We start from the raw sequence: 18592 nt of genomic DNA, 5'->3' as shown, positions 1-18592 counted from the left end.
GTCAGCATATTGATGGTCGCGGACGCAGTCCTCGGCTTCGGCCCGACGCCAAACCGCGAAGTTCGGTACGATAAGGCCGCCTGTCGCACGAGCACATCCTGCTATGAACGAAATGACAATGGATTGGGGCGATGTCCGCGTGTTTCTCGCGATCGCCCGTTGCGGCACACTCGGCGCCGCCGCGCGTCAACTGGGACAAACCCAGCCCACCATGGGTCGCCGGCTGCGTGCGCTCGAAAGCGCGGTCGGCCAGGCCCTGTTCCAGCGTACCGCCGACGGCTTCGTACTGACCGACGAAGGCACTGCGGTGTTGAGTTTCGCGGAGCGAATGGAAGAAGAAGCGCTCGCGTTCACACGTTCGCTCGCAGGGACCACGCAGCAGTTGACGGGGTCGCTGCGCGTGTCGTCCTCGGACTGGTTCGGCATTCATGTGCTCACCCCCGTGTTCGCCGGGTTTCTCTCACGGCATCCGCAGCTCTCGATCGAGTTAATCACAGATTCGCGACGCTACAGTCTTTCACGCCGTGAAGCGGATCTCGTGTTTCGCATCACGCCGTTCGACGAACCCGACGTGATCCAGCGAAAGGTCATGGATCTGAACTACGCGCTGTACGGGCACGCCGATCTGGTGGCGCCGCAGGCCGGCGATGGCGCGGGGCAATCGCTCATTACGATGGACGGCGCCTTCGAGGCCTTGCCCGACGTGACATGGATTCGCCGCATGCTGCCGAATGCGCGAGTCGCGTACGCCAGCAACAATCGCGGCGTTCAGGCGCGCATGTGTGCCGAGGGCGGCGGCTTCGCGGTGCTGCCGTGCGCGCTTGGCGACAACACGCCGGGACTGCGGCGCATCGACCTCGGCGAAACGCCACCGGGCCGCGAAGTGTGGCTCGGCTACCATCGCGACCTTCGGCGGCTGGGGCGGTTGCGGGCGTTGATCGACGTTGTCGTCGACAAACTCGCCAACACGTAATTGACGTCTGGCCGCCGCTGAATTCACTCACGATTGCCGCCCCGCGCGGCCAGCGTCACTCGATATCGACGACGATCTTGCCCCGCGCGCTGCGATCGGTGATTGCGTCGTACCCTTGTTCCGCCGAGCGGAGATCGAAGCGGCGCGGATCGAGTCGCGGCGTCAATTGACCCGCTTCGACAAGGCGCGTCGCCTCGCGCAGCATCTCGCCGTGATGCGCCCGGTTCTCGCCGCTCAGCAGCGCATGCAGGGTGAATACGCCCGAGTACGTCGCCTCGCGAAACGACAGCGGCGCGAGTGCATGCGTACCCCAGCCAAGCGCGCTGACCACATGGCCGAAATGCTTGACCGCCGCGAACGATGCATCGAGCGTCGCGCCGCCCACCGTGTCGGCAACCACCTCGAATCCCGCCCCGCCCGTATGCTGCGCGACATATTGCTCGACGTTCTGCGCGGCGTAATCGATCGGCGTGGCGCCGAGGCGCATGAGTTCGTCCTGATCGCGTGCGCTCGCAGTCGCGAACACCTGTGCTCCCAGCGCCCGCGCGAGTTGCACCGAAACATGGCCCACGCCACCCGCGCCTCCTTGCACGAGCACCGTCTGCCCGGCCTGAAGCTTCGCGCGATCCACGATCCCCATGTAGGCGGTGATGAACAGGAGCGGCAGAGAGGCGGCTTCGCGCATCGACAGATTGGCGGGCTTCAGCGCGAGCAGATCCGCGTCGACCGCGGCATATTGCGCGAGCGAACCTTGAATGCCGCCGACACCGCCTGTCATGCCGTAGACCTCATCGCCCGCTTTGAAACGCGTCACGCCCGCACCCACCGCCTCGACCACGCCGGCCATGTCGATGCCGAGCACCAGCGGCAGCGGATGTTTTGCATGAGCGGCGCCGCCTGCGCGGATTTTCGTGTCGAGCGGATTGAGACCGGCCGCCGCGATACGCACCCGCACCTGGCCGGGCGACGGTTCAGGGCGAGCCACGGTGGTGAGTTCCAGCGATCCGTTGTACTGGGAGAGAACGAGGGCTTGCATTGTCATGGTCAACGTTCCTTGCAAATACCGGTGAAAGGAAAAGCAGATGGAGCGAATAGTGACCCATGCAAACAGGTCTGAAAACTTACAAATACGCACGCTTGCCATGCATTAATGCATGAGGCAACGCCTGCGCCGCCGACCGCTTTGCGCACCCGACCCCTGAAGGGGGCAGGCCCAACATTTCAATTTCGTAATGAACCGGTGGGGATCGCGTCAGGTGCGCAAGCGCAATATGGTTTCCAGACGCTCAGAGAAGAAAGACCCGCGCAATACCAGTAGCATCGAATGAGCTGCTGCTATTCAACGAATTCCCCTCGATCAACCCTCGTATTTATTTCGGAGTCTGAATCATGAAGAAAACTATTGTTTGCCTCGCCCTCGCTGCCGCCGCCCTGTCCGCGCCGGTGCTCAGCTTCGCGCAATCCAACGGGCCGGTGACACGCGCCGAGGTCCGCAGCGATCTCGTGCAGTTGGAGCGGGCCGGCTACAGCCCGGCGCGTTCCGACGACGCCAGCTATCCGGCCGACATCCAGGCCGCCGAAGCAAAAGTCGCCGCGCAATCCACGCATGAGCAAACGCAGAGCTACGGCGGTGTGCCGGCGAACGGCACGTCGTCCGGCGGACCGGCGCATACGGCGATGCAATCGACCTGTATCGGTCCGGCCAGCTTCTGCACCCCGTACTTCGGCAAATAAGCGATATGCCGCGCCGGTCCCGTGCTTGGCGCCAGACGCACGGGACCGAGTTTGATGAAGCGCAGCGTTTTCATGCGCGAGGCAGACGTCGCGGCGGCCGCACGCGGCTCAATCCTGCAAGCCGCGCACGTACCGATAAGAACAGCGGCTCGAATCGACAAAGCGCACGCGAAACTCGACCGGCTGGTCTTTGAACGTGAAGGCCGTGCGTTCGATGCGCAGCACCGGCGCGCCGACTTCGATATTCAGCGCGCGCGCCACTTCTTCGTCGGCGGCTGCGCCGCCCAGATCTTCCACGACGCGCACGACTGAGATTCCAAAATGCTCCTGGTAAAAGCCATAAATGGAACCGCGCCGTGCCTTGAACATCTCCGCTTCCAGCGTCGGGAACACGTCGAGCGGAAACCACAAACGATCGAGCATGACAGGCACGTCATCATGCAGCCGAAGATTGTCGGCGGTGGCAAGCCGTGCGCCGCGCGCGAGCTTGAGCGTCGCGGCGAGTTCCGGGCTCGGGCCAATCGCGGCGCACTGGATTCGCCCAGACCGTCCCTATCTCGGCGAGCCCGAAGCAAAAGCGAAGGAGGCCGGCGGTTTTGCGGCGCGTATGGACGCTTACTGAACGCGGCGCCTGGCCGACGCTTGCCGGTTGGCGACGAGTTGGGCACGTCGAACCTCACGCAGTGTGAGCACGAAATCGTAGGCTAGGACTTCGTAGCGTTGCCGCTGTCATCGCCGATAACGCCGAACTCGACGGCCGTCTTCACGTAGAACAGATGCACGCCATCGGCGCGCAGCCGGTCGAATAACCGGTCGGCTTCGTCGCTCGTCACCGCCATCACGACGGACAAAGGCTGGTCCGCCAGCTCGAAGAAATGTGTGGAGTGAATGCGGTGATGGTGGCCGATTCCTTCGCAGCCTGGTATCACGGTCGCGCCGCGCAGGCCAAGTTCGCCCGCAAGATGGACGAGCCAGTCGGCCAGCGGCTTGCCGCGATGGCGGCGATCCTGTTGAGTAAAGAAAGTGACCTGATAGCCGTTCATGTCGGTGTCTCCTGTCCGCGCTGATTCGCTGTCGATTATTCTTATCAGTGGAGAGGCACGGGCATACCTGCGTCGCCCGTTCAGTGCAGTCGTTGGCATCATCAGCCAAGCTATGGAATAAGTGTAGATGCCGGGCAGAACGAGTGCCAGCTAGGGCTGCCGGGATGCCCGGCATTCCTGCTGCCAGCAGCGCAGGCCGAACAGTGGCACGAGCCCATAAGCGTGGTCCAGCATGTCCGACTGCAGGTTTTCGTATGGTTCCCAGCTGGTTTCGTCGACGTAGAGAAAAATCTCCAGCGCGACAACGGGCTGGCTGGACTGCACCTGGCGAATCACAACGGGCATGTCGTGGCGGATCGCCGGATGAGCGCGAAAATGCGCACCCAGATAGAGGCGATACAGGCCGAGGTTCGTGCGGCGCTGCCCGCCGCCGGGCGCGAATGCCGCGAGCGGTGGGTCGATATCGCTGTGCAGCCGGGCGAGCAGCGCCTCGTCGGGAAAGCGGACCGTGTCGGCGTCGAAATGAATCGAATGCTTGACGCGCCTGCAGCCGGACTCGGTCATGCCACGCCAGTTCTTCACACCGTTCGTCAGCAAAACGTAGCTCGGCACCATGACGATCGAGTTGTCGAAGTTCCGCACCTTGATCGTGTTCAGCGCAATGTCGATCACCGTGCCGTCGGCGACGAAGCCGGGCACTTCGATCCAGTCGCCCACCCGCAGCATGTCGTAGGCGGCGAGCTGGATGCTGGCGACGAAGCCGAGCAGCGTCTCCCGGAAGATGATGATGAGGAGCGCCGTCATCGCGCTGAGGCCCGTTAGGAAGTAAGCGGGCGAACGCTCGAGCAACACCGAAATCACGGCGATCAGCGCGATCACGTAGAACACGATGGTGGCGATCTGCAGGAAGCTCTTGATCGGCCGCTCGCTCGAGGACGGGAAGTGGCTGTAGCGCTCGCTGACGCTGTCGAGGAACGCCAGCGCGGCGCGCAGCAGCGTGTACACCATGTAGCAGGCCGCCAGCACCGACAGCGGATGCCCGAGTGCCGCGATCATCGGGAACGTGATGCCGGAAAGCAGCGGGCCGGCCGCGTAGACGATGGCGGCGGGCACGAGCGGCGCGAGCCGATGAAAGACCTTGTGGCGCTCGGCGGCTCGCAGCCACTTGTGCCGTTCCTGGCGCGCGAGGCGGCTGACGATCAACAGCATGATCGTACGCGTCACGTAGTAGCAGATCGTGCTGGCCAGCAAAATCGCGACCAGCAGCGCCACGACGAGCAGTATCGCGACAAGCTCGCTGTCGGTGTAGACGTGGAACTGATGCCAGGTTGGTCCGCTTTCGATTCGCAGCGCATTGTCGAACATGGTTTCTCCCATTGCCGGCGAACCTGTCGCGGCCGCAGCGATTCCCGACGCCCGCAGCTTACGTACTCTCTTCTCCAACCGCCGCCGCAGCCATGTTCGCAACGTGTGACCCGGGAAGAACCGCGGCTGCGATTGCGCGTGCGGCTCTTGAACGGCAGACTGCATCGTACAACTTGCGGATTCGCGAATGCACTGATTGAACCCTGCCCTGCCCGGGTCGAGTTTTATCCCTGCTTGATCTCAAGGAGCCGCGCGTCAAGCCGCCGCGCTAGCGCCGCGCCGCCTTCGCGCATCACCACGTCGTGATTCCATTGGAAAACCGGTCGCAGCAACGGCGCCAACGCATTCATCCACGCGCGTTTCGTGTGCACGCACCAGTCATAGCGGACCACGGTCAGGTTGCGCCCGTCGGTCGAAAAGCTCCACCGGCCTGCGCCTTCGACGTCGCCACTGGCCTCCCCCTCCAGCGCGACCAACGGGTCGACGCGCGTCACCCGCATATCGAACACGAGGCGGTAGGGCAACCGGCCTTTCCACGTGTAGCGTTGAACGACGCCCACGCCTTGATCCGAACCCGCCTCCAGTTGGTCCACGCGCTCGACGTTATGCCACCATTCGGGCCAGCGCGCCGAGTCCTGGATTGCCGCCCACACTTCCTGCACTGGCGCATCGATGCGCCAGATGGTGGAAAAGCGGTATTCGACCGTGCGCAAGCTGCCTCCATTCTTAATCTTGTTCCGGAGATTTTGGCAGATGCTCCTTGCACTTGCCACCACCGGCGAAACTGCGCCGCGCGACAAAACGTAGAACAGCCGGAAGCAGCCGGCGGCCGCTGACGCGCTCGGCGTCAGGATTAACTGTTGCTCGTCGTCCGATAGGAGTTATGCTACGATAAAAGTTCGCACACGAACTAAATTACAGCAAAAAAAGCGCCGTCCGCCGGAGCGCAACAGGTGAGGTTGAAACATGGATCATCGGCTCGTGTATCTGCTCAACGTGGGCCAAAAGCGCCTGCATCGGTGGTCGCAAACTCGGACCGCCGCAGGTGGAGTCACTGCGGCGCAGGCGGGGCTGCTTTTCTTTCTCGGGAAAAACGACGGTGCACTCACGAGCGAGGCGGCTGCGGCGCTCGATCTCAAGGCACCGGGAATGAGCGGGCTGGTCGACAGAGCGGAGCGGGCCGGTCTCCTGGAACGCCATTCGGACGAACTCGATGGGCGCGCATCGCGACTTTGGCTAACGGCGGCAGGACGCACCGCACTCAAGCGGTCGAAGTCGGGCCTCGCTGAGCTGAATGTCAGGCTGACGGAAGGATTTACGGAGGCCGAGATCGACGTGGTTGCGCGCTGGCTGACGAGTTTGCAGGACAAGTTCCCCGATGTCGACGAGGAAACGGCGTAAGGCGACACCTGAGGACGGCGGCAGCAGCGTGTCGCCGTGTTGCCCGGCAGTGTTCGCCGCTCCCATCAGCGTGGAATCCTGGTGAAGTCCGGCCGGCGTTTCTGAGCAAACGCCAGGAATGCTTCTTTTGCCTCCACGGCGGCAAGCCGCCCCATGAATGTGACTTTCTCGATCCATCTGGACTGTCAGCCGCTCGGTGTCCCGCATGAGCCGTTTCGTTGCTGCCAGTGATCCGTAGGCACGCAGGGCACATTTGAGTCCATCAACATATTCGCATGCGAAATATATAATATTCGCATACGAAGTAACCGTGTTTGTCATCGACCAGGCGGGTCAGCGAACGTCGTTGCGGGACGCAAGTGCGACCCGCTTTTGGAAAACATCGGGAATTCGACCGCGAACCCGGCGACTTCCGGTACGCCGCACTTCATGCGTTCTGCAAGCTTTCAGAAAAGCGCGATATGCGTCGCGAATCCCAATAATTGGTCTGCAGCAACCCTGAACCGTCGGGCAGTATGGAGCGAACGCTTCCCGTTCTTCTCATCCGTCTTCTTTCAGGCATCAACTCGGTAGTAATACTATTAAATCGGTGTATCGTGCACAAAAAAAGCCGCGCGTTGCACGCCAGTCATTCATATTCAAACGAGTTAAGGGTATACATCGATTAGTAGCCAAAAGTGCGTGATATAGCATTTTCGTGGGGTAGTCATGCGTACGCGCGTGCACGTGGGCTTTCCGAAAGGAGCGATGCCCAGCTCCGGCACCTGTCTTGCCGGAGTTTTTTCTGCTTGCGCCGTTACAACCAGTGAAACGTTCTACAACTGAGAGACGGGAGACTGAGATGGCGCAATCGAAGGAAGACAAGGACGAAGTACAGGGGACGCGTCGTGGATTGCTGCAGGGCGCAGGCCTGACCGCAGCACTGGCGCTAATGGGTGGAATGGGCGGCATGAGTGGAATGATCTCGTCGGCCCAGGCGGCGGAAGGCGGCTCGTTTCCGGCACACAAACGTTGGAAGATCGTGTTCGTCAACCATGTCACGACGAATCCCTTCTTCGTGCCCACGCAATACGGCATTCAGGACGCGACTGCCTTGCTCGGCATGGACTATCAATGGACCGGCTCGGCCAATGCCGACATCGGCGAAATGGTGAATGCGGTCAACGCGGCGATTGCCGCGAAAGCCGATGCGATCGCAGTACCGATCGTCGACCCCAAGGCGTTCGACAAACCCATCCAGGCCGCGCTCGACGCCGGCATTCCCGTGTTCGCCTATAACGCCGACGCGCCTTCGGGTTCCACCAATCCGCGCCTTGCGTACATCGGCCAGGATCTTTATCTGTCCGGCTACCAGATGGGCGAGCGGATCGTGAGCCTCATCGACAGCGGCCTCGTCGCGCTCTTTATCGCCACCCCCGGCCAACTCAACATTCAGCCCCGGCTCGATGGCGCGGCGGCTGCAATCAAGAAATCGGGCAAGAAGATCGACGTGCAGACCATCGCCACCGGCGCGACCGTCAACGAAGAACTCTCGAAGATCAAATCCTTCTTTCTCGGCCACCAGGATCTCAAAGGCATGTTCGCGGTGGACGCGGGAAGCACCCAGGGCGTCGCCGAAGTCATGAAGGAATCCAACCTGCCGTCCAAGGGCGTGCACGGCGGCGGCTTCGATCTGCTGCCGCGCACGGTCGATCTGATTCACGACGGCTTCCTCGACTTCACCATCGACCAGCAGCCGTACGTGCAAGGTTTCTATACCGTGGTCGAGGCGTTTACCTTCCTCGCCTCCGGCGGCCTCGTCGGGCCGGCCAACGTCAACACGGGCCTGAAGTTCGTCACCAAGGGCACGGTCGATCCGTACCTGAACACATCGACGCGCTATGAAGGCAAGAGCACGAAGCCCCAGATCGTGCCACGCACGGGTGCGATCAAAGGGTGACGTCTTCCGTGACGGACGCCCAGCAAGCCGCCAAACGTCCGAGGCGCTGGTCCGGCGCGCTCGGGCGTTCCAGCGAGATCCGCATCTTCGCGGTGGCGCTCATCCTCTGCATCTACTTCGAGACAGTCAATCATGACTTTCTGCTGACCGGCGCGAGTCTGCAGAATCTCTCGCAATTCATCGCGCCAGTGGCGATCATTGCCTTTGGCGAAATCATGCTGATGATCGGCGGGGAGATCGATCTCTCTGCCGGGATGGTCTTCGCGTTTGCGCCTTTCATCATGCATTTCGCCATCGAGGCGGGCTTGCCGCCGTGGCTCGGCATGCTCACCGGCCTGGTGGCCGCGGCCATCGTCGGGCTGATCAATGGCGCGGTGACGGTGTACCTGCGCATCCCATCGTTCGTGACGACGCTCGGCACCTTGTTCTTCGTGAACGGCCTCACGCTGACCATCTCGCGAGGCACGCCGGTTTCGCCACCGGAAAATTCAGCGTTCGCGGCATTCATGGGCGAATGGGGCTACAGCGAAATCATCTGGACGCTCGCCATTGCGGCCTTCATGCACGTGCTGCTGCGCCACACGCGCTGGGGTTTGCATACGATCGCGTCGGGCGCGAATCCGCTGGGCGCGAGCGAGGCGGGGATCCAGGTCAGACGCCTGAAGCTCGGCAACTTCATTCTTGCGGCGCTGCTCGCCGGACTGACCGGTATCCTGGAGGGATTCCGCATCACGTCGATCGATCCGCAAGCAGGCGGCAACCAGATCATGTTTCTCGCCGTCGCCGCTGCCGTGATCGGCGGCACACCCTTGGCCGGCGGGTCGGGCACGATCATCGGCGGACTGATCGGCGCGGCGGTGCTCGGCATTCTCAACGACGGCTTCACGCTGATCGGCATCAACGCCTTCACCTTCAACATGATTCTCGGCGCGGCGATTCTCGGCGCCATGATCTTCAACATCCACGTGGTTCGTCTCGCGCGCAAGGGGGAGTTGTAATGTCCGAAGTGCTGGAGGCGCTGCGCGGCGAAGACATCGTCAAACGTTTCGGCGCGGTCACCGCGCTCGATGGCGTTTCGCTCACGCTGAAACAGGGCGAGATTCTTGGCGTGCTCGGCGACAACGGCGCGGGCAAATCGACACTGATCAAGATTCTGACAGGCTTTCATCAGCAGACGAGCGGCAAGCTTTTTGTCGGCGGCGAGGAAACGTTGCTGCGCTCGGTCGATCACGCCCGTTCACTCGGCATTGAATGTGTGTATCAGGATCTGGCGCTCGCCAATTCTCTGAGCATCTATCACAACATGTTCCTGAATCGGGAGATCATCCGCCGAGGGCCATTTCGGCTGTTGGACAATCGCGCCATGCGCGAGCGCGCCGCGGAGTGTCTTGAAGAAATCGGCGTGCACGTGCCCTCGGTCGATCTGCCGGTCGAGCAGCTTTCGGGCGGCCAGCGGCAAGCTATCGCGGTCGCACGCGCAGTCAATTCGAACGCAAAGATCCTGTTGCTCGACGAACCGCTGGCCGCGATGGGCGCCCGCGAGGCGGGACTCATCATCGACCTGATCCTTCGGCTCAAGGCGAAAGGCGGCCTGTCTATCGTCATGATCATGCACAACTACGCGCAGACGCTCGACATCGCGGACCGTGTGATGCTCATGCAACGCGGACGGGTGACTTATCAGCGCGAGGCAGCCAGCACGTCGGTGGAAGAACTGATGGATATCGTGCGGCGCGAATATCGGGCGATGCGGTCGGCGACGCATTAATAGCCGAACCGGCGACCCGCCGGCTTTGCTCCTGGAGCTTATCGAATAGCCGCGCCCCGCTCGCAAGCGCCGAACCCGAATACGTTGCGAGTCGAGCCGCTTAACGAACAGTCAAGTGCGGTCAAGTCCAGCCAACGCCGGAGACATGCCATGAGCCCGACAATGGATCGACAGTGGACGCGGTGGGCCGCAATCGCGAGCGCCGCTCTGCTGGTGTCGTGCGGCGATTCGCTCAGTTCGAGTCCGACAGTTCCCGATTCGATCATGCAGGTGATGCAAAAACCGGTCTACAAGAACGCGACCTGGTCGATGCAGGTGGTCGATCTCGACTCGGGCCACGTGATCTACGACCTGAATTCGAGCGCCCAGATGTTGATCGGCTCAGTGCGCAAGCTCTTTTCGGTCGGCTCAGCACTGAATCAACTGGGCGCGCGGCACCAGTTCGTCACGCCGGTCTACCGGCAGGGCACGCTCGATGCGGGCGGCACCCTCACCGGCAATCTGATCCTGCTGGCAAGCGGCGACCTGACGATGGGCGGCCGAGCCAACCCGGACGGCACGATCGCCATCACGAACTTCGATCACAACGAGGCCAACTCGCTGGGCAACGCCATACTCGCCACGCCCGATCCGCTCGCCGGCTTCAATTCCCTCGCGGCGCAGGTGGCGGCGGCGGGCATCAAAACGATCAATGGCGATGTCGTGATCGACGACCGGCTTTTCGAGCCCTTCGACTTTCGCGGCGAATTCGACGTGCGGCCGATCTTCGTCAATGACGATGTGGTCGACGTCACCCTGAACCAGAGCGCCGAAGGCTCGGCCGTTCCGTTCGACTGGCGGCCCAAAACAGCCGCGTTCAGCGTGCAATCCACGCTAGCGACGGGCAGCGCGGCCTCGCAACTGGACATTGAACTCGCACCGGAACTGCCGTTGTGCATCGGCTCACCAGGTTGTATCGGCAACATAACCGGCAACGTGCCGGCGGGTTTCACACCGCCACTGACGAACGCCTACCCGCTGATCCGCACGTTCCGCGTGACCCAGCCTTCCAATTACGCTCGCACCGTGTTCATCGAAGCGCTGGCGCGCGCGGGTGTCACGGTTTCGGCGACGCCCGTCGCCGCCAATCCGGTTCAGTTGCTGCCCGCGCGAGGCTCGTATTCGAGCGCGACGCAGGTTGCGCAACTCATTTCGCAACCGTATGAGCAATACGTCAGATACGTCATGAAGGTCAGCTATAACATCGGTGCCGACACCAGCCTCATGCTGTTCGGTCTCGCACGCGACGGTTCGACGACGCTGACCGGCGCGCTAGCGGCGGAACAGGTCCAACTCTCGAACACGTTCAAGATACCGTCGAGCGAGTACCACTTCATCGACGGCAGTGGCGGCGGCGACTCGACGGCGAGCGGCACGGCGGTCATCGCCATGCTCAGAGGCATGAGCACGACGCAGGTCTTTTCGCCCTTTTTCGACGCGTTGCCGGTGCTGGGCGTGGACGGATCGCTGGCCACCATCACCGCCTTCGAATCCGATGCGACGCTTGCAGGGGCGAAAGGCCAGGTGCACGCGAAGACCGGCACTTACGTCACGGAGAACCCAAACACGCCATCGCTGCCGTTCCTGAGAGGACAATCCCTCGCCGGCTATATCGATGCGAAAAGCGGCCACCGGATCGCGTTCGTACTGACGGTGAACAACGTTCCTATTTCGGGCATCAGCGACGTGCTCGCAGTGTTTCAGGACGAAGGCACGATATCGGCGATGCTCTGGAAACTGCAGTAGTGCGGGCGCGTCCGCTCTTTGCGTCGATATAGCCGGTCATCGGCAGACGCAGACCGGGCCGGCTAAGGATTTCCTGACCCGAAGTTCAGCATCGACCCCGCTCATTTTCTTGATCTCCTGACAGCACTGCGAAAACTGGCCGCATACGATGAACGCACGCCGATCGTCCTTCGTCCGAGTGCTGCCATGGTTCCGTATCTGTCTGAAAGAGAAAATTCGATCGAGCACGTCAATGCGATGTGCTTGCGCCTCTTCGACCGGTGGTGCGAAACCAGAAGCGTCGTACCGCTAGCGTATCTGCTAAAGGGCTGGCCGATGACGAACGGCGACCCCGACACCCTCCGGCGTCTCGGAACCGCGTTGCGTGAGCTCAGACGGCAACATCTGCACGATTCCAACGACGCCGCCTTTCAGGAAGTCTGCGAGCTATCGGATTGTGTAGACGATCTGCTGATCCTTTCCTCCCTGCCAACGTCGGTGACAAGCGGCTGGTAGCGCGAACGGCGACAGCCGGGCCCGCGCAATGCAATGAGTAGGGGGAGGACAGCGTGCATTTCAACGAAATCAGTGACGAAGAGTGGCTGCTGCTCGCGCCCGTCCTGGCCGATCCCCCGCTTATACACCGGCAGCGCGGCCGGCCACGCGCAGCGGTTCGCGCGGTGGCGAATGCCGTGCTGTGGGTACTCACAACCGGCGATCCCTGGTCCACGTTGCCAAGCCACTATCCGTCGGTGCCGACGTGCCGGCACCGCTTCGAGGCGTGGCGTTCGAGCGGCGCCCTTGCGCAGATGTACCGGATCCTTTCGAGCAGCGGCCGCAAGTTCCGGTGCGGTCCGCAACTGACACTGGAACGCCGCAACGCCGTGACGCGCGGCATCGACCGCCAGACTCGAGACGAAGGTTTTCGGCGGGTGTTCTGGAGAGACCAGGCGTCGTGGCAGACATCGCGCGAGACATGGCAGTCGTCCCAAACGGCGGATATTTTCAAGGATCTTGCGCGCGATCTCCCGCACCCCGCCAACTCCGAGCATGCCATGCCCGAGCGCGTCGAACCCCGCGCGCCGGTGACACACCTCCCTGCCATTCATCGAGTCGCGGCGCCATGGATGGGCCTCGCGTCGAAAGGCCGAACCGAATCCGACCCGCGCGGTTACGTCATCTACATTGCCGCCGATCGGCTGGCGAACGCCCGTTTCCGCGGATGGACCGAGATCGTGCGCGACGATCGGCGAGTTGCGCGCTCAGGGCTGATCGGGCCGAGCTTCAAGAATTGCGAGACGGCACAGCAATACGCGCTCGAATGGGCCTGGCGGTGGATCGACGAGGAAAGCGGTGAAGACGGCAACGCCGCCGAACTGGACAGCGACGTCCGGCAGCAAAAAACGCGCGCGGGGTGAGCGACGCATCGACGCGGCGGATGCCCCGGCGCGTCCGCTGCGTCAATGCACCACGCCGAAGATCGCGTTGACGCCCTCCGCGGGTGTCAGGCCCACGTCGAAGTAACCTTCCAGCCTCAAAGCGGTCGCGTCGTCGAGTATGAAAGGCGGCTGGATGAAGCCGGTCGCGAATGCGTGGTCGTACCAGTCGCTCAGCCACGCGCGCAATTTGGTTTCGTGGCCCGACAGCGTCCCCAGGTTGTCTGCGTTCATCTATAAACTCCTTTGTGCGGCCTTGTTCACGTCAACTGGCGAGCGGTTCGAAGCTCATTCTGCACAGATCCTTTGCCGGCGGAAATACGTGCCAGGTACCATCGTCGTGCCGGAAGAAGAACAGCAGGATCGGACCGTCCGGACGCCTGATTTCGACGCATACCCGGCAAATCCGACCGTCCGGCGAACCATGCAGCGTAAGCACACGAACGGGTAGCGTACCCGCCGTTGCCAATAATTTGTCGCGCAGTCCGCGTAGTGAGCTTTTTGTCGCATCCACATCTGCCCCCGCACTTCAGGTTCCCATTTGACAATCGTGGGACAACGGCGAGGATTCTTCAGTCAGCAGCGCCGGATTGTTGATTCGGGAAATGCTGCTTCTCGCCTCAGGATATCCCTAAAGCCTCTGTCACTCCGTCACCAGACCGTGCCTGATCGCATACCGGATCAGCTCGGCGTTGTTGTTCAGGCCAAGCTTTTGCATCAGACGCATCTTGTGGGTGCTGATGGTCTTGGCGCTGAGCGAACACGATTCGGCGATCTCGTTGATGCTTTGACCGGCCGCCAGCATCCGTAATACCTGAAATTCACGGTCGGACAACACCTCGTGCGGCGGCGCATCGCCGGAATGCGTTTCGAAGACCATGGCGTCGACCAGTTTCGGGTCGATGAATCGCCCGCCTCCGGCCAGTTTACGGATCGCCGCGAGCAGCACGTCCGGATCGCTGTCTTTCGTCACATAACCGGTCGCGCCGGCGCGCAGCGCGCGCGACACGACCTGCGCCTCGTTATGGATACTGAGCACGAGGATCGGCAAGGGCGGCTGCTCGAGACGTACGCGGCGGATCAGATCGACTCCGCTGATGCCGGGCATCGTCATGTCCAGTAGCACGAGATCGAAGCGCCTCGCGCGCAGCCGGTCGAGTACTTCCGAACCTTGCGCGGCTTCGGCGGCGACGACGATATCCGAGGTCGTCGCGATAATCTGTTTCAGTCCGCCACGCACCACGGCGTGGTCGTCAGCAATCAGGACGTCGATCATTTTCTGCCCCGCCTGTATGCGGAATGTAAATGGAAATAGCGGTGCCCATGCCCGGCGCACTGTCGATGGTCATCGCGCCGCCGATCAGACGCGCGCGCTCCTGCATGCCGAGCAGTCCGTAGGAATACCCGGTCCGCGCCATGTAGGGATCGAAACCGCAGCCGTCGTCGCTTACGTGAAGTTTGAGCGCCGACGCCGTGCTGGTCAGCGTGACGTCGGCCCGCGTTGCATGCGCGTGGCGCCCGACGTTGGTCAGCGAAGCCTGAACGATGCGAAATACCGCTGTGGCGCACGTCTCCGGCAGCACCGGTTCGCCTCCGTTGATATGCAACTGGCAAGGAATGCCATGGCGCCGAATGAAGTCCTCCACGAGCCACTCCAATGCCGACACGACCCCGAAGTTCAGCGCCACCGGCCGCAGATGGTTCGCGACATTGCGGACCATCCAGATGGTCCTTTCGACGAGTTCGCGCATGTCCTCGGCTTTGCGCATCGCGTCCGGATCCTGGCCGAGGCGCATTTTCAGCAGCGAGACATCCATCTTCAACGCGGTCAGCAACTGGCCGAGTTCATCGTGAATCTCCATGGCGATGCGCTTGCGCTCTTCCTCGCGAATCGCCTCCATATACGCGGACAACTCGCGCAACTGGTTGCGCGATTCGAACAGCTCCTGCTCGATACGTTTGCGCGACGTGATGTCGTTGAGGCCCACGTAGATCGCCGGAGTATCGCCGAAAGTCGCCACGCGCGCGGTCGCCATGGCCCAGAACGGCGAGCCGTCCACGCGCCGCATGTGGACTTCGCTGTTGTTGAAACTGCCCTCCGTGCGCAGATGCGAGACGAGCCGGTCACGATCGACGGGGTCCATATAGAAGTCGACGATATTGGTCAGCGTGCGCATGCCGTTATCGAGACCGAACAGTTCTCGCAGTGGCTCATTCACGTACAGGATGACGCCTTCGGGCATCGACGTGATGCACAGCGGGATCGGGCTGGTTTCGACAATCGTGCGAAAGCGCGCTTCGCTCGCCTGCAATTTCGCTTCCGCACGGCGGCGCTCTTCGATCTGGGCGGACAGCCGCGCGTTCGACTCCGCGAGTTGCCGCGTGCGCTGCTCGACCTGCTGTTCCAGCGCATCGCGCGCGCTCGACAGTTCCGTCTCGGCCTGCTGGCGCACCGCTATCTCGTTCAGAAGCAGGCGGTTCTGCGCGATGAGCTGCCGGTGCATCACGCGCAAGGCGAGATGGGTTTCGATGCGCGCCATCATTTCGTTGACGCGCACAGGCTTGGCCACGTAATCGACGCCGCCGGCCGAGAAACCCTCGACCATGTCTTCCGCGCCGGTCAACGAGGTCATGAAAATCACCGCGATGTCGCGCGTGCGCGGATCCGCCTTGAGCCGCCGGCAGGTCTCGAAACCGTCGATGCCGGGCATCTTCACGTCGAGCAGGATCAGGTCGGGTTGAGAAAACAGCGCGCGTTCGAGCGCCTCTTCGCCATCTAGCGCGACGAGTACCCGAAAGCCGCGGTCCGTCAGGCTCTCCACGACCACGCCGAAATTCGCCGGCGTGTCGTCCGCGATCAGAATGGTCGGCCGTTCGCCGGCCTCCGTATTGAGCTCGTTCATGGCCTGGGCTCGACGTTCAGATGCCGCTCGACCAGATTAAGGATGGCTTTCGACTGGTAGTCGCGAGCGAGCGCGCAGAGTTGCGCCGTGAACGAGCGATAACGTGAATCGCCCGCCGCCACGCTCTCGGCCCAGACGATAATTTCATGCATATCGCCAAGGCGGGCAAGGTGATGCAGTTCTTCCATCTGTTGCTGAGGCACGGCCGCAAGACTGATTTCGGGCGTCGCGGCGCGAGCGGACGACGGCTGCGACGCATGGCTCCACGTCAGTCCGAGCAAAGTGGCGATTTGTGCCAGCAGCGCTTCGAGGTCGACCGGTTTGGGCAGGAAGGCGTTGACGCCCGCTTCAATGCTCATCACCCGGTTGACCCCGGATGGGCTGGCGGACATGGCAACGATGGGGACATTGGCGAACTCCCGCGATTGGCGCAGGTTGCGTGTGAGGTCGAATCCGTTCATCTCGGGCATCACGATGTCCGTGAGAACCAGCGCGGGTCGTTCGCGCTGCGCCACCTCCAGCGCCTCGCGGCCGTTTTCCGCCTCGACGGTATCGAAGCCGAGACGGCCCAGCAGATCCACGATGATCGCGCGATTGATCTCGACGTCGTCGACCACCAGCACCTTCCTGCGTGGCCCTTCATAGCCCGTTGCGGTGAACGAGAGCGGCGCCGGCTCCGCCGTCTTGCGCAACACGGGTGCCACGCTCGCTGCCGGCAGTTCGAAGCGGAAGGTACTGCCCTGCCCGATCTGGCTCTCCACCTCGATCTCGCCACCCATCGCTCGCACGAATTCGCGGCTGATGGCGAGGCCAAGCCCCGCCCCGCCGGCTCGCCGTTCGGCCGCGCCCAACTGCTCGAACGGCTCGAAAATCGTATTCAACTGATCGTGACCAATGCCGATCCCCGTGTCGCGCACCTCGAAACGGACACGGTTGGGCTCGGACCGCGAGATATGCAGGCTGACGCACCCTGAATCGGTGAACTTCACGGCATTGGCAAGCAGGTTGAGCATGACTTGCCGCAGGCGCCGCTCATCGGCACGCACACCGGCAGGCGCCTCTGCGCTGATGTCGCAAATGAAGTCGAGGCGCTTCTGCTCCGCTTTCACGCCGATGATGTCGCGAATGACATCGACAAACCCCGCCAGCGGCACGTCGCCGATTTCGACACGCAGCTTGCCCGCTTCGATCCTCGCGAAATCGAGCGTGTCTTCAATCAATGTCAGCAGATGTTCGCCACTATGGCGAATGGACGCAGCGCGTTCGCGCTGCCGCTCGCTCAGCGTGTCATCGCGTTCGAGGATCTGGGCATAGCCGAGAATGCCGTTCAGCGGCGTCCTCAACTCATGGCTCATATTCGCGAGAAATTCGCCTTTGGCCCGGTTGGCCGCTTCGGCCAGATTGCGTGCTTCGCGTTCAGCCGCCGTGTCCTGCTCGTCACGATAGGCGCAATACAACCGCGCGCCCATCGCGTTAAATGCAGCCGCCACGCGATCCAGTTCGTCCGGCTCGCGCCGTTTGCGCCGCTGGAGACTGAACGGCCGGGGCGGTTCACGAAAATCGTAGTTTTCCACCATGCGCGCGATGGCCGCGACATGCCGCATCACGAGACGGGACAGAATGTAGACGATAAACAGCGAGACGAGAAAGGTGTTGGCGGCCTGAGTGACCAGGATCATCACCGCGGTACGCGTCAGTTCATGGTAAAGGTCGAGCAGCGTCGCCTCGACGTAGAGCTTGCCGATCTCGCGCTGCTTGCCTTGCACGCTGTAGTAGAGCGGGAATTCGCGGGCGATGACCCGACCGGCCGAGCGATGGCCCGCGCTCAGATAAGGAGATTGCCCCTCTTTGCCCGCCTCACGAATTTCCACGGCACGAATGTCCGGGAGACGCAGAATGCCGTTCAACTCCAATTGCAGCTGCGAACCATCCAGACGCCAGAGCGCTTCCGCGAGACTGTCGCGACTGCTGCGATCAATGTCCACAAGGCGATTTTCAATCTGCTCCACGCCCCGGTAGTAGTCGCTGTAAAGCTGCAACCCGGTCAACAACACGGTGACGACGCAACTGACCAGCAGCACAGTCACGAGAAGCCGCGAGACGAGGCTACTCCTGAAGCTGCCGATCAAACTCCACCATGCGTCGAACAGGTTGTGCTTCATACATCCCCGCGAGTGCTACGGTTCTTGTTTCGTCTATTCTGCACTCGTTGCGCGCTGCGCGGCCCAGATCTGTTGGCCGCCGCATCGGCAGGGTGGCGATTTGA

At 62.2% G+C, this 18592-nt stretch carries 18 protein-coding genes; 9 read left to right on the top strand and 9 right to left on the bottom strand.

Going from position 1 to position 18592, the window contains the following annotated elements; all coding sequences use genetic code 11:
• Positions 1-103 precede the first annotated feature (103 nt).
• Positions 104-973, top strand: coding sequence for a LysR family transcriptional regulator (locus tag B0G71_RS34620; RefSeq protein WP_116147590.1), 870 nt, complete (start codon positions 104-106; stop codon positions 971-973).
• 55 nt (positions 974-1028) lie between these two features.
• Here B0G71_RS34620 and B0G71_RS34615 read toward each other — a convergent pair whose 3' ends face one another.
• Positions 1029-2015, bottom strand: coding sequence for a zinc-dependent alcohol dehydrogenase family protein (locus tag B0G71_RS34615; RefSeq protein WP_116147589.1), 987 nt, complete (start codon positions 2013-2015; stop codon positions 1029-1031).
• 347 nt (positions 2016-2362) lie between these two features.
• Here B0G71_RS34615 and B0G71_RS34610 point away from each other — a divergent pair, with 347 nt between their 5' ends.
• The gene (locus B0G71_RS34610; RefSeq protein ID WP_116147588.1) at positions 2363-2707 is read left to right on the top strand and encodes a DUF4148 domain-containing protein; all 345 of its coding nucleotides are present in this window, start codon (positions 2363-2365) and stop codon (positions 2705-2707) included.
• 108 nt (positions 2708-2815) lie between these two features.
• Here B0G71_RS34610 and B0G71_RS34605 read toward each other — a convergent pair whose 3' ends face one another.
• From B0G71_RS34605 to B0G71_RS34590, 4 genes are all read right to left on the bottom strand, one after another.
• Positions 2816-3229 (bottom strand): GntR family transcriptional regulator, encoded by a 414-nt coding sequence (locus B0G71_RS34605; protein WP_258875795.1) that lies wholly within the window; start codon positions 3227-3229, stop codon positions 2816-2818.
• A gap of 182 nt (positions 3230-3411) precedes the next feature.
• The gene (locus B0G71_RS34600) at positions 3412-3750 is read right to left on the bottom strand and encodes a DUF190 domain-containing protein (RefSeq protein WP_116147587.1); all 339 of its coding nucleotides are present in this window, start codon (positions 3748-3750) and stop codon (positions 3412-3414) included.
• Positions 3751-3900: 150 nt separating this feature from the next.
• On the bottom strand, positions 3901-5115 hold the full coding sequence (locus B0G71_RS34595) for a mechanosensitive ion channel family protein (protein ID WP_116147586.1): 1215 nt from the start codon (positions 5113-5115) through the stop codon (positions 3901-3903).
• A gap of 224 nt (positions 5116-5339) precedes the next feature.
• On the bottom strand, positions 5340-5828 hold the full coding sequence (locus B0G71_RS34590; RefSeq protein WP_116147585.1) for an SRPBCC family protein: 489 nt from the start codon (positions 5826-5828) through the stop codon (positions 5340-5342).
• Positions 5829-6081: 253 nt separating this feature from the next.
• Here B0G71_RS34590 and B0G71_RS34585 point away from each other — a divergent pair, with 253 nt between their 5' ends.
• The 7 genes from B0G71_RS34585 to B0G71_RS34550 all read left to right on the top strand — a co-directional run bounded on the left by B0G71_RS34585 (position 6082) and on the right by B0G71_RS34550 (position 13405).
• Positions 6082-6516: a MarR family winged helix-turn-helix transcriptional regulator gene (locus B0G71_RS34585; RefSeq protein ID WP_116122153.1), complete on the top strand. Its 435-nt coding sequence runs from the start codon at positions 6082-6084 to the stop codon at positions 6514-6516.
• Positions 6517-7357: 841 nt separating this feature from the next.
• Complete coding sequence (locus B0G71_RS34575; RefSeq protein WP_116147584.1) at positions 7358-8455, top strand: sugar ABC transporter substrate-binding protein; 1098 nt, start codon at positions 7358-7360, stop codon at positions 8453-8455.
• 8 nt (positions 8456-8463) lie between these two features.
• The gene (locus tag B0G71_RS34570; RefSeq protein ID WP_241974875.1) at positions 8464-9453 is read left to right on the top strand and encodes an ABC transporter permease; all 990 of its coding nucleotides are present in this window, start codon (positions 8464-8466) and stop codon (positions 9451-9453) included.
• Positions 9453-10223: an ATP-binding cassette domain-containing protein gene (locus tag B0G71_RS34565; protein WP_106283167.1), complete on the top strand. Its 771-nt coding sequence runs from the start codon at positions 9453-9455 to the stop codon at positions 10221-10223. The genes B0G71_RS34570 and B0G71_RS34565 overlap by 1 nt, the downstream gene beginning before the upstream one ends.
• Positions 10224-10373: 150 nt before the next feature.
• Positions 10374-12008 (top strand): D-alanyl-D-alanine carboxypeptidase/D-alanyl-D-alanine-endopeptidase, encoded by a 1635-nt coding sequence (locus B0G71_RS34560; protein WP_116147583.1) that lies wholly within the window; start codon positions 10374-10376, stop codon positions 12006-12008.
• Positions 12009-12194: 186 nt separating this feature from the next.
• A complete protein-coding gene (locus tag B0G71_RS34555) occupies positions 12195-12503 on the top strand; it encodes a hypothetical protein (protein WP_116147582.1) in 309 nt (102 codons plus the stop codon).
• A gap of 53 nt (positions 12504-12556) precedes the next feature.
• Positions 12557-13405, top strand: coding sequence for a transposase (locus tag B0G71_RS34550; protein ID WP_241974874.1), 849 nt, complete (start codon positions 12557-12559; stop codon positions 13403-13405).
• Positions 13406-13447: 42 nt separating this feature from the next.
• On the opposite strand, the gene B0G71_RS34545 is transcribed toward B0G71_RS34550, so the two are convergent.
• From B0G71_RS34545 to B0G71_RS34525, 4 genes are all read right to left on the bottom strand, one after another.
• Positions 13448-13657 carry a hypothetical protein gene (locus tag B0G71_RS34545; RefSeq protein WP_116147581.1) on the bottom strand — a complete coding sequence of 70 codons (210 nt, stop codon included), beginning with the start codon at positions 13655-13657 and terminating at the stop codon, positions 13448-13450.
• Between the two features lie 409 nt (positions 13658-14066).
• Positions 14067-14699, bottom strand: a complete 633-nt coding sequence (locus B0G71_RS34535; RefSeq protein ID WP_116122159.1) for a response regulator transcription factor — start codon at positions 14697-14699, stop codon at positions 14067-14069.
• Complete coding sequence (locus B0G71_RS34530; protein ID WP_116147579.1) at positions 14677-16326, bottom strand: response regulator; 1650 nt, start codon at positions 16324-16326, stop codon at positions 14677-14679. Before B0G71_RS34530 ends, B0G71_RS34535 begins: the two co-directional genes overlap by 23 nt.
• Positions 16323-18488, bottom strand: coding sequence for an ATP-binding protein (locus B0G71_RS34525; RefSeq protein ID WP_116147578.1), 2166 nt, complete (start codon positions 18486-18488; stop codon positions 16323-16325). Before B0G71_RS34525 ends, B0G71_RS34530 begins: the two co-directional genes overlap by 4 nt.
• Between the last annotated feature and the right edge of the window lie 104 nt (positions 18489-18592).

The organism is Paraburkholderia sp. BL27I4N3, assembly GCF_003386115.1.
Lineage (GTDB): Bacteria > Pseudomonadota > Gammaproteobacteria > Burkholderiales > Burkholderiaceae > Paraburkholderia.
Note: the sequence above shows the minus strand (reverse complement) of the source record. Positions and strands in the feature narration are given on the sequence as shown.

Excerpts from the sequence above, each read along its gene's own strand:
- B0G71_RS34620 (WP_116147590.1), top strand. The coding sequence starts at position 104 with ATGAACGAAATGACAATGGATTGGGGCGATGTCCGCGTGTTTCTCGCG.
- B0G71_RS34615 (WP_116147589.1), bottom strand. The coding sequence starts at position 2,015 with ATGACAATGCAAGCCCTCGTTCTCTCCCAGTACAACGGATCGCTGGAA.
- B0G71_RS34610 (WP_116147588.1), top strand. The coding sequence starts at position 2,363 with ATGAAGAAAACTATTGTTTGCCTCGCCCTCGCTGCCGCCGCCCTGTCC.
- B0G71_RS34600 (WP_116147587.1), bottom strand. The coding sequence starts at position 3,750 with ATGAACGGCTATCAGGTCACTTTCTTTACTCAACAGGATCGCCGCCAT.
- B0G71_RS34595 (WP_116147586.1), bottom strand. The coding sequence starts at position 5,115 with ATGTTCGACAATGCGCTGCGAATCGAAAGCGGACCAACCTGGCATCAG.
- B0G71_RS34585 (WP_116122153.1), top strand. The coding sequence starts at position 6,082 with ATGGATCATCGGCTCGTGTATCTGCTCAACGTGGGCCAAAAGCGCCTG.
- B0G71_RS34575 (WP_116147584.1), top strand. The coding sequence starts at position 7,358 with ATGGCGCAATCGAAGGAAGACAAGGACGAAGTACAGGGGACGCGTCGT.
- B0G71_RS34565 (WP_106283167.1), top strand. The coding sequence starts at position 9,453 with ATGTCCGAAGTGCTGGAGGCGCTGCGCGGCGAAGACATCGTCAAACGT.
- B0G71_RS34560 (WP_116147583.1), top strand. The coding sequence starts at position 10,374 with ATGAGCCCGACAATGGATCGACAGTGGACGCGGTGGGCCGCAATCGCG.
- B0G71_RS34555 (WP_116147582.1), top strand. The coding sequence starts at position 12,195 with ATGGTTCCGTATCTGTCTGAAAGAGAAAATTCGATCGAGCACGTCAAT.
- B0G71_RS34545 (WP_116147581.1), bottom strand. The coding sequence starts at position 13,657 with ATGAACGCAGACAACCTGGGGACGCTGTCGGGCCACGAAACCAAATTG.
- B0G71_RS34535 (WP_116122159.1), bottom strand. The coding sequence starts at position 14,699 with ATGATCGACGTCCTGATTGCTGACGACCACGCCGTGGTGCGTGGCGGA.
- B0G71_RS34530 (WP_116147579.1), bottom strand. The coding sequence starts at position 16,326 with ATGAACGAGCTCAATACGGAGGCCGGCGAACGGCCGACCATTCTGATC.
- B0G71_RS34525 (WP_116147578.1), bottom strand. The coding sequence starts at position 18,488 with ATGAAGCACAACCTGTTCGACGCATGGTGGAGTTTGATCGGCAGCTTC.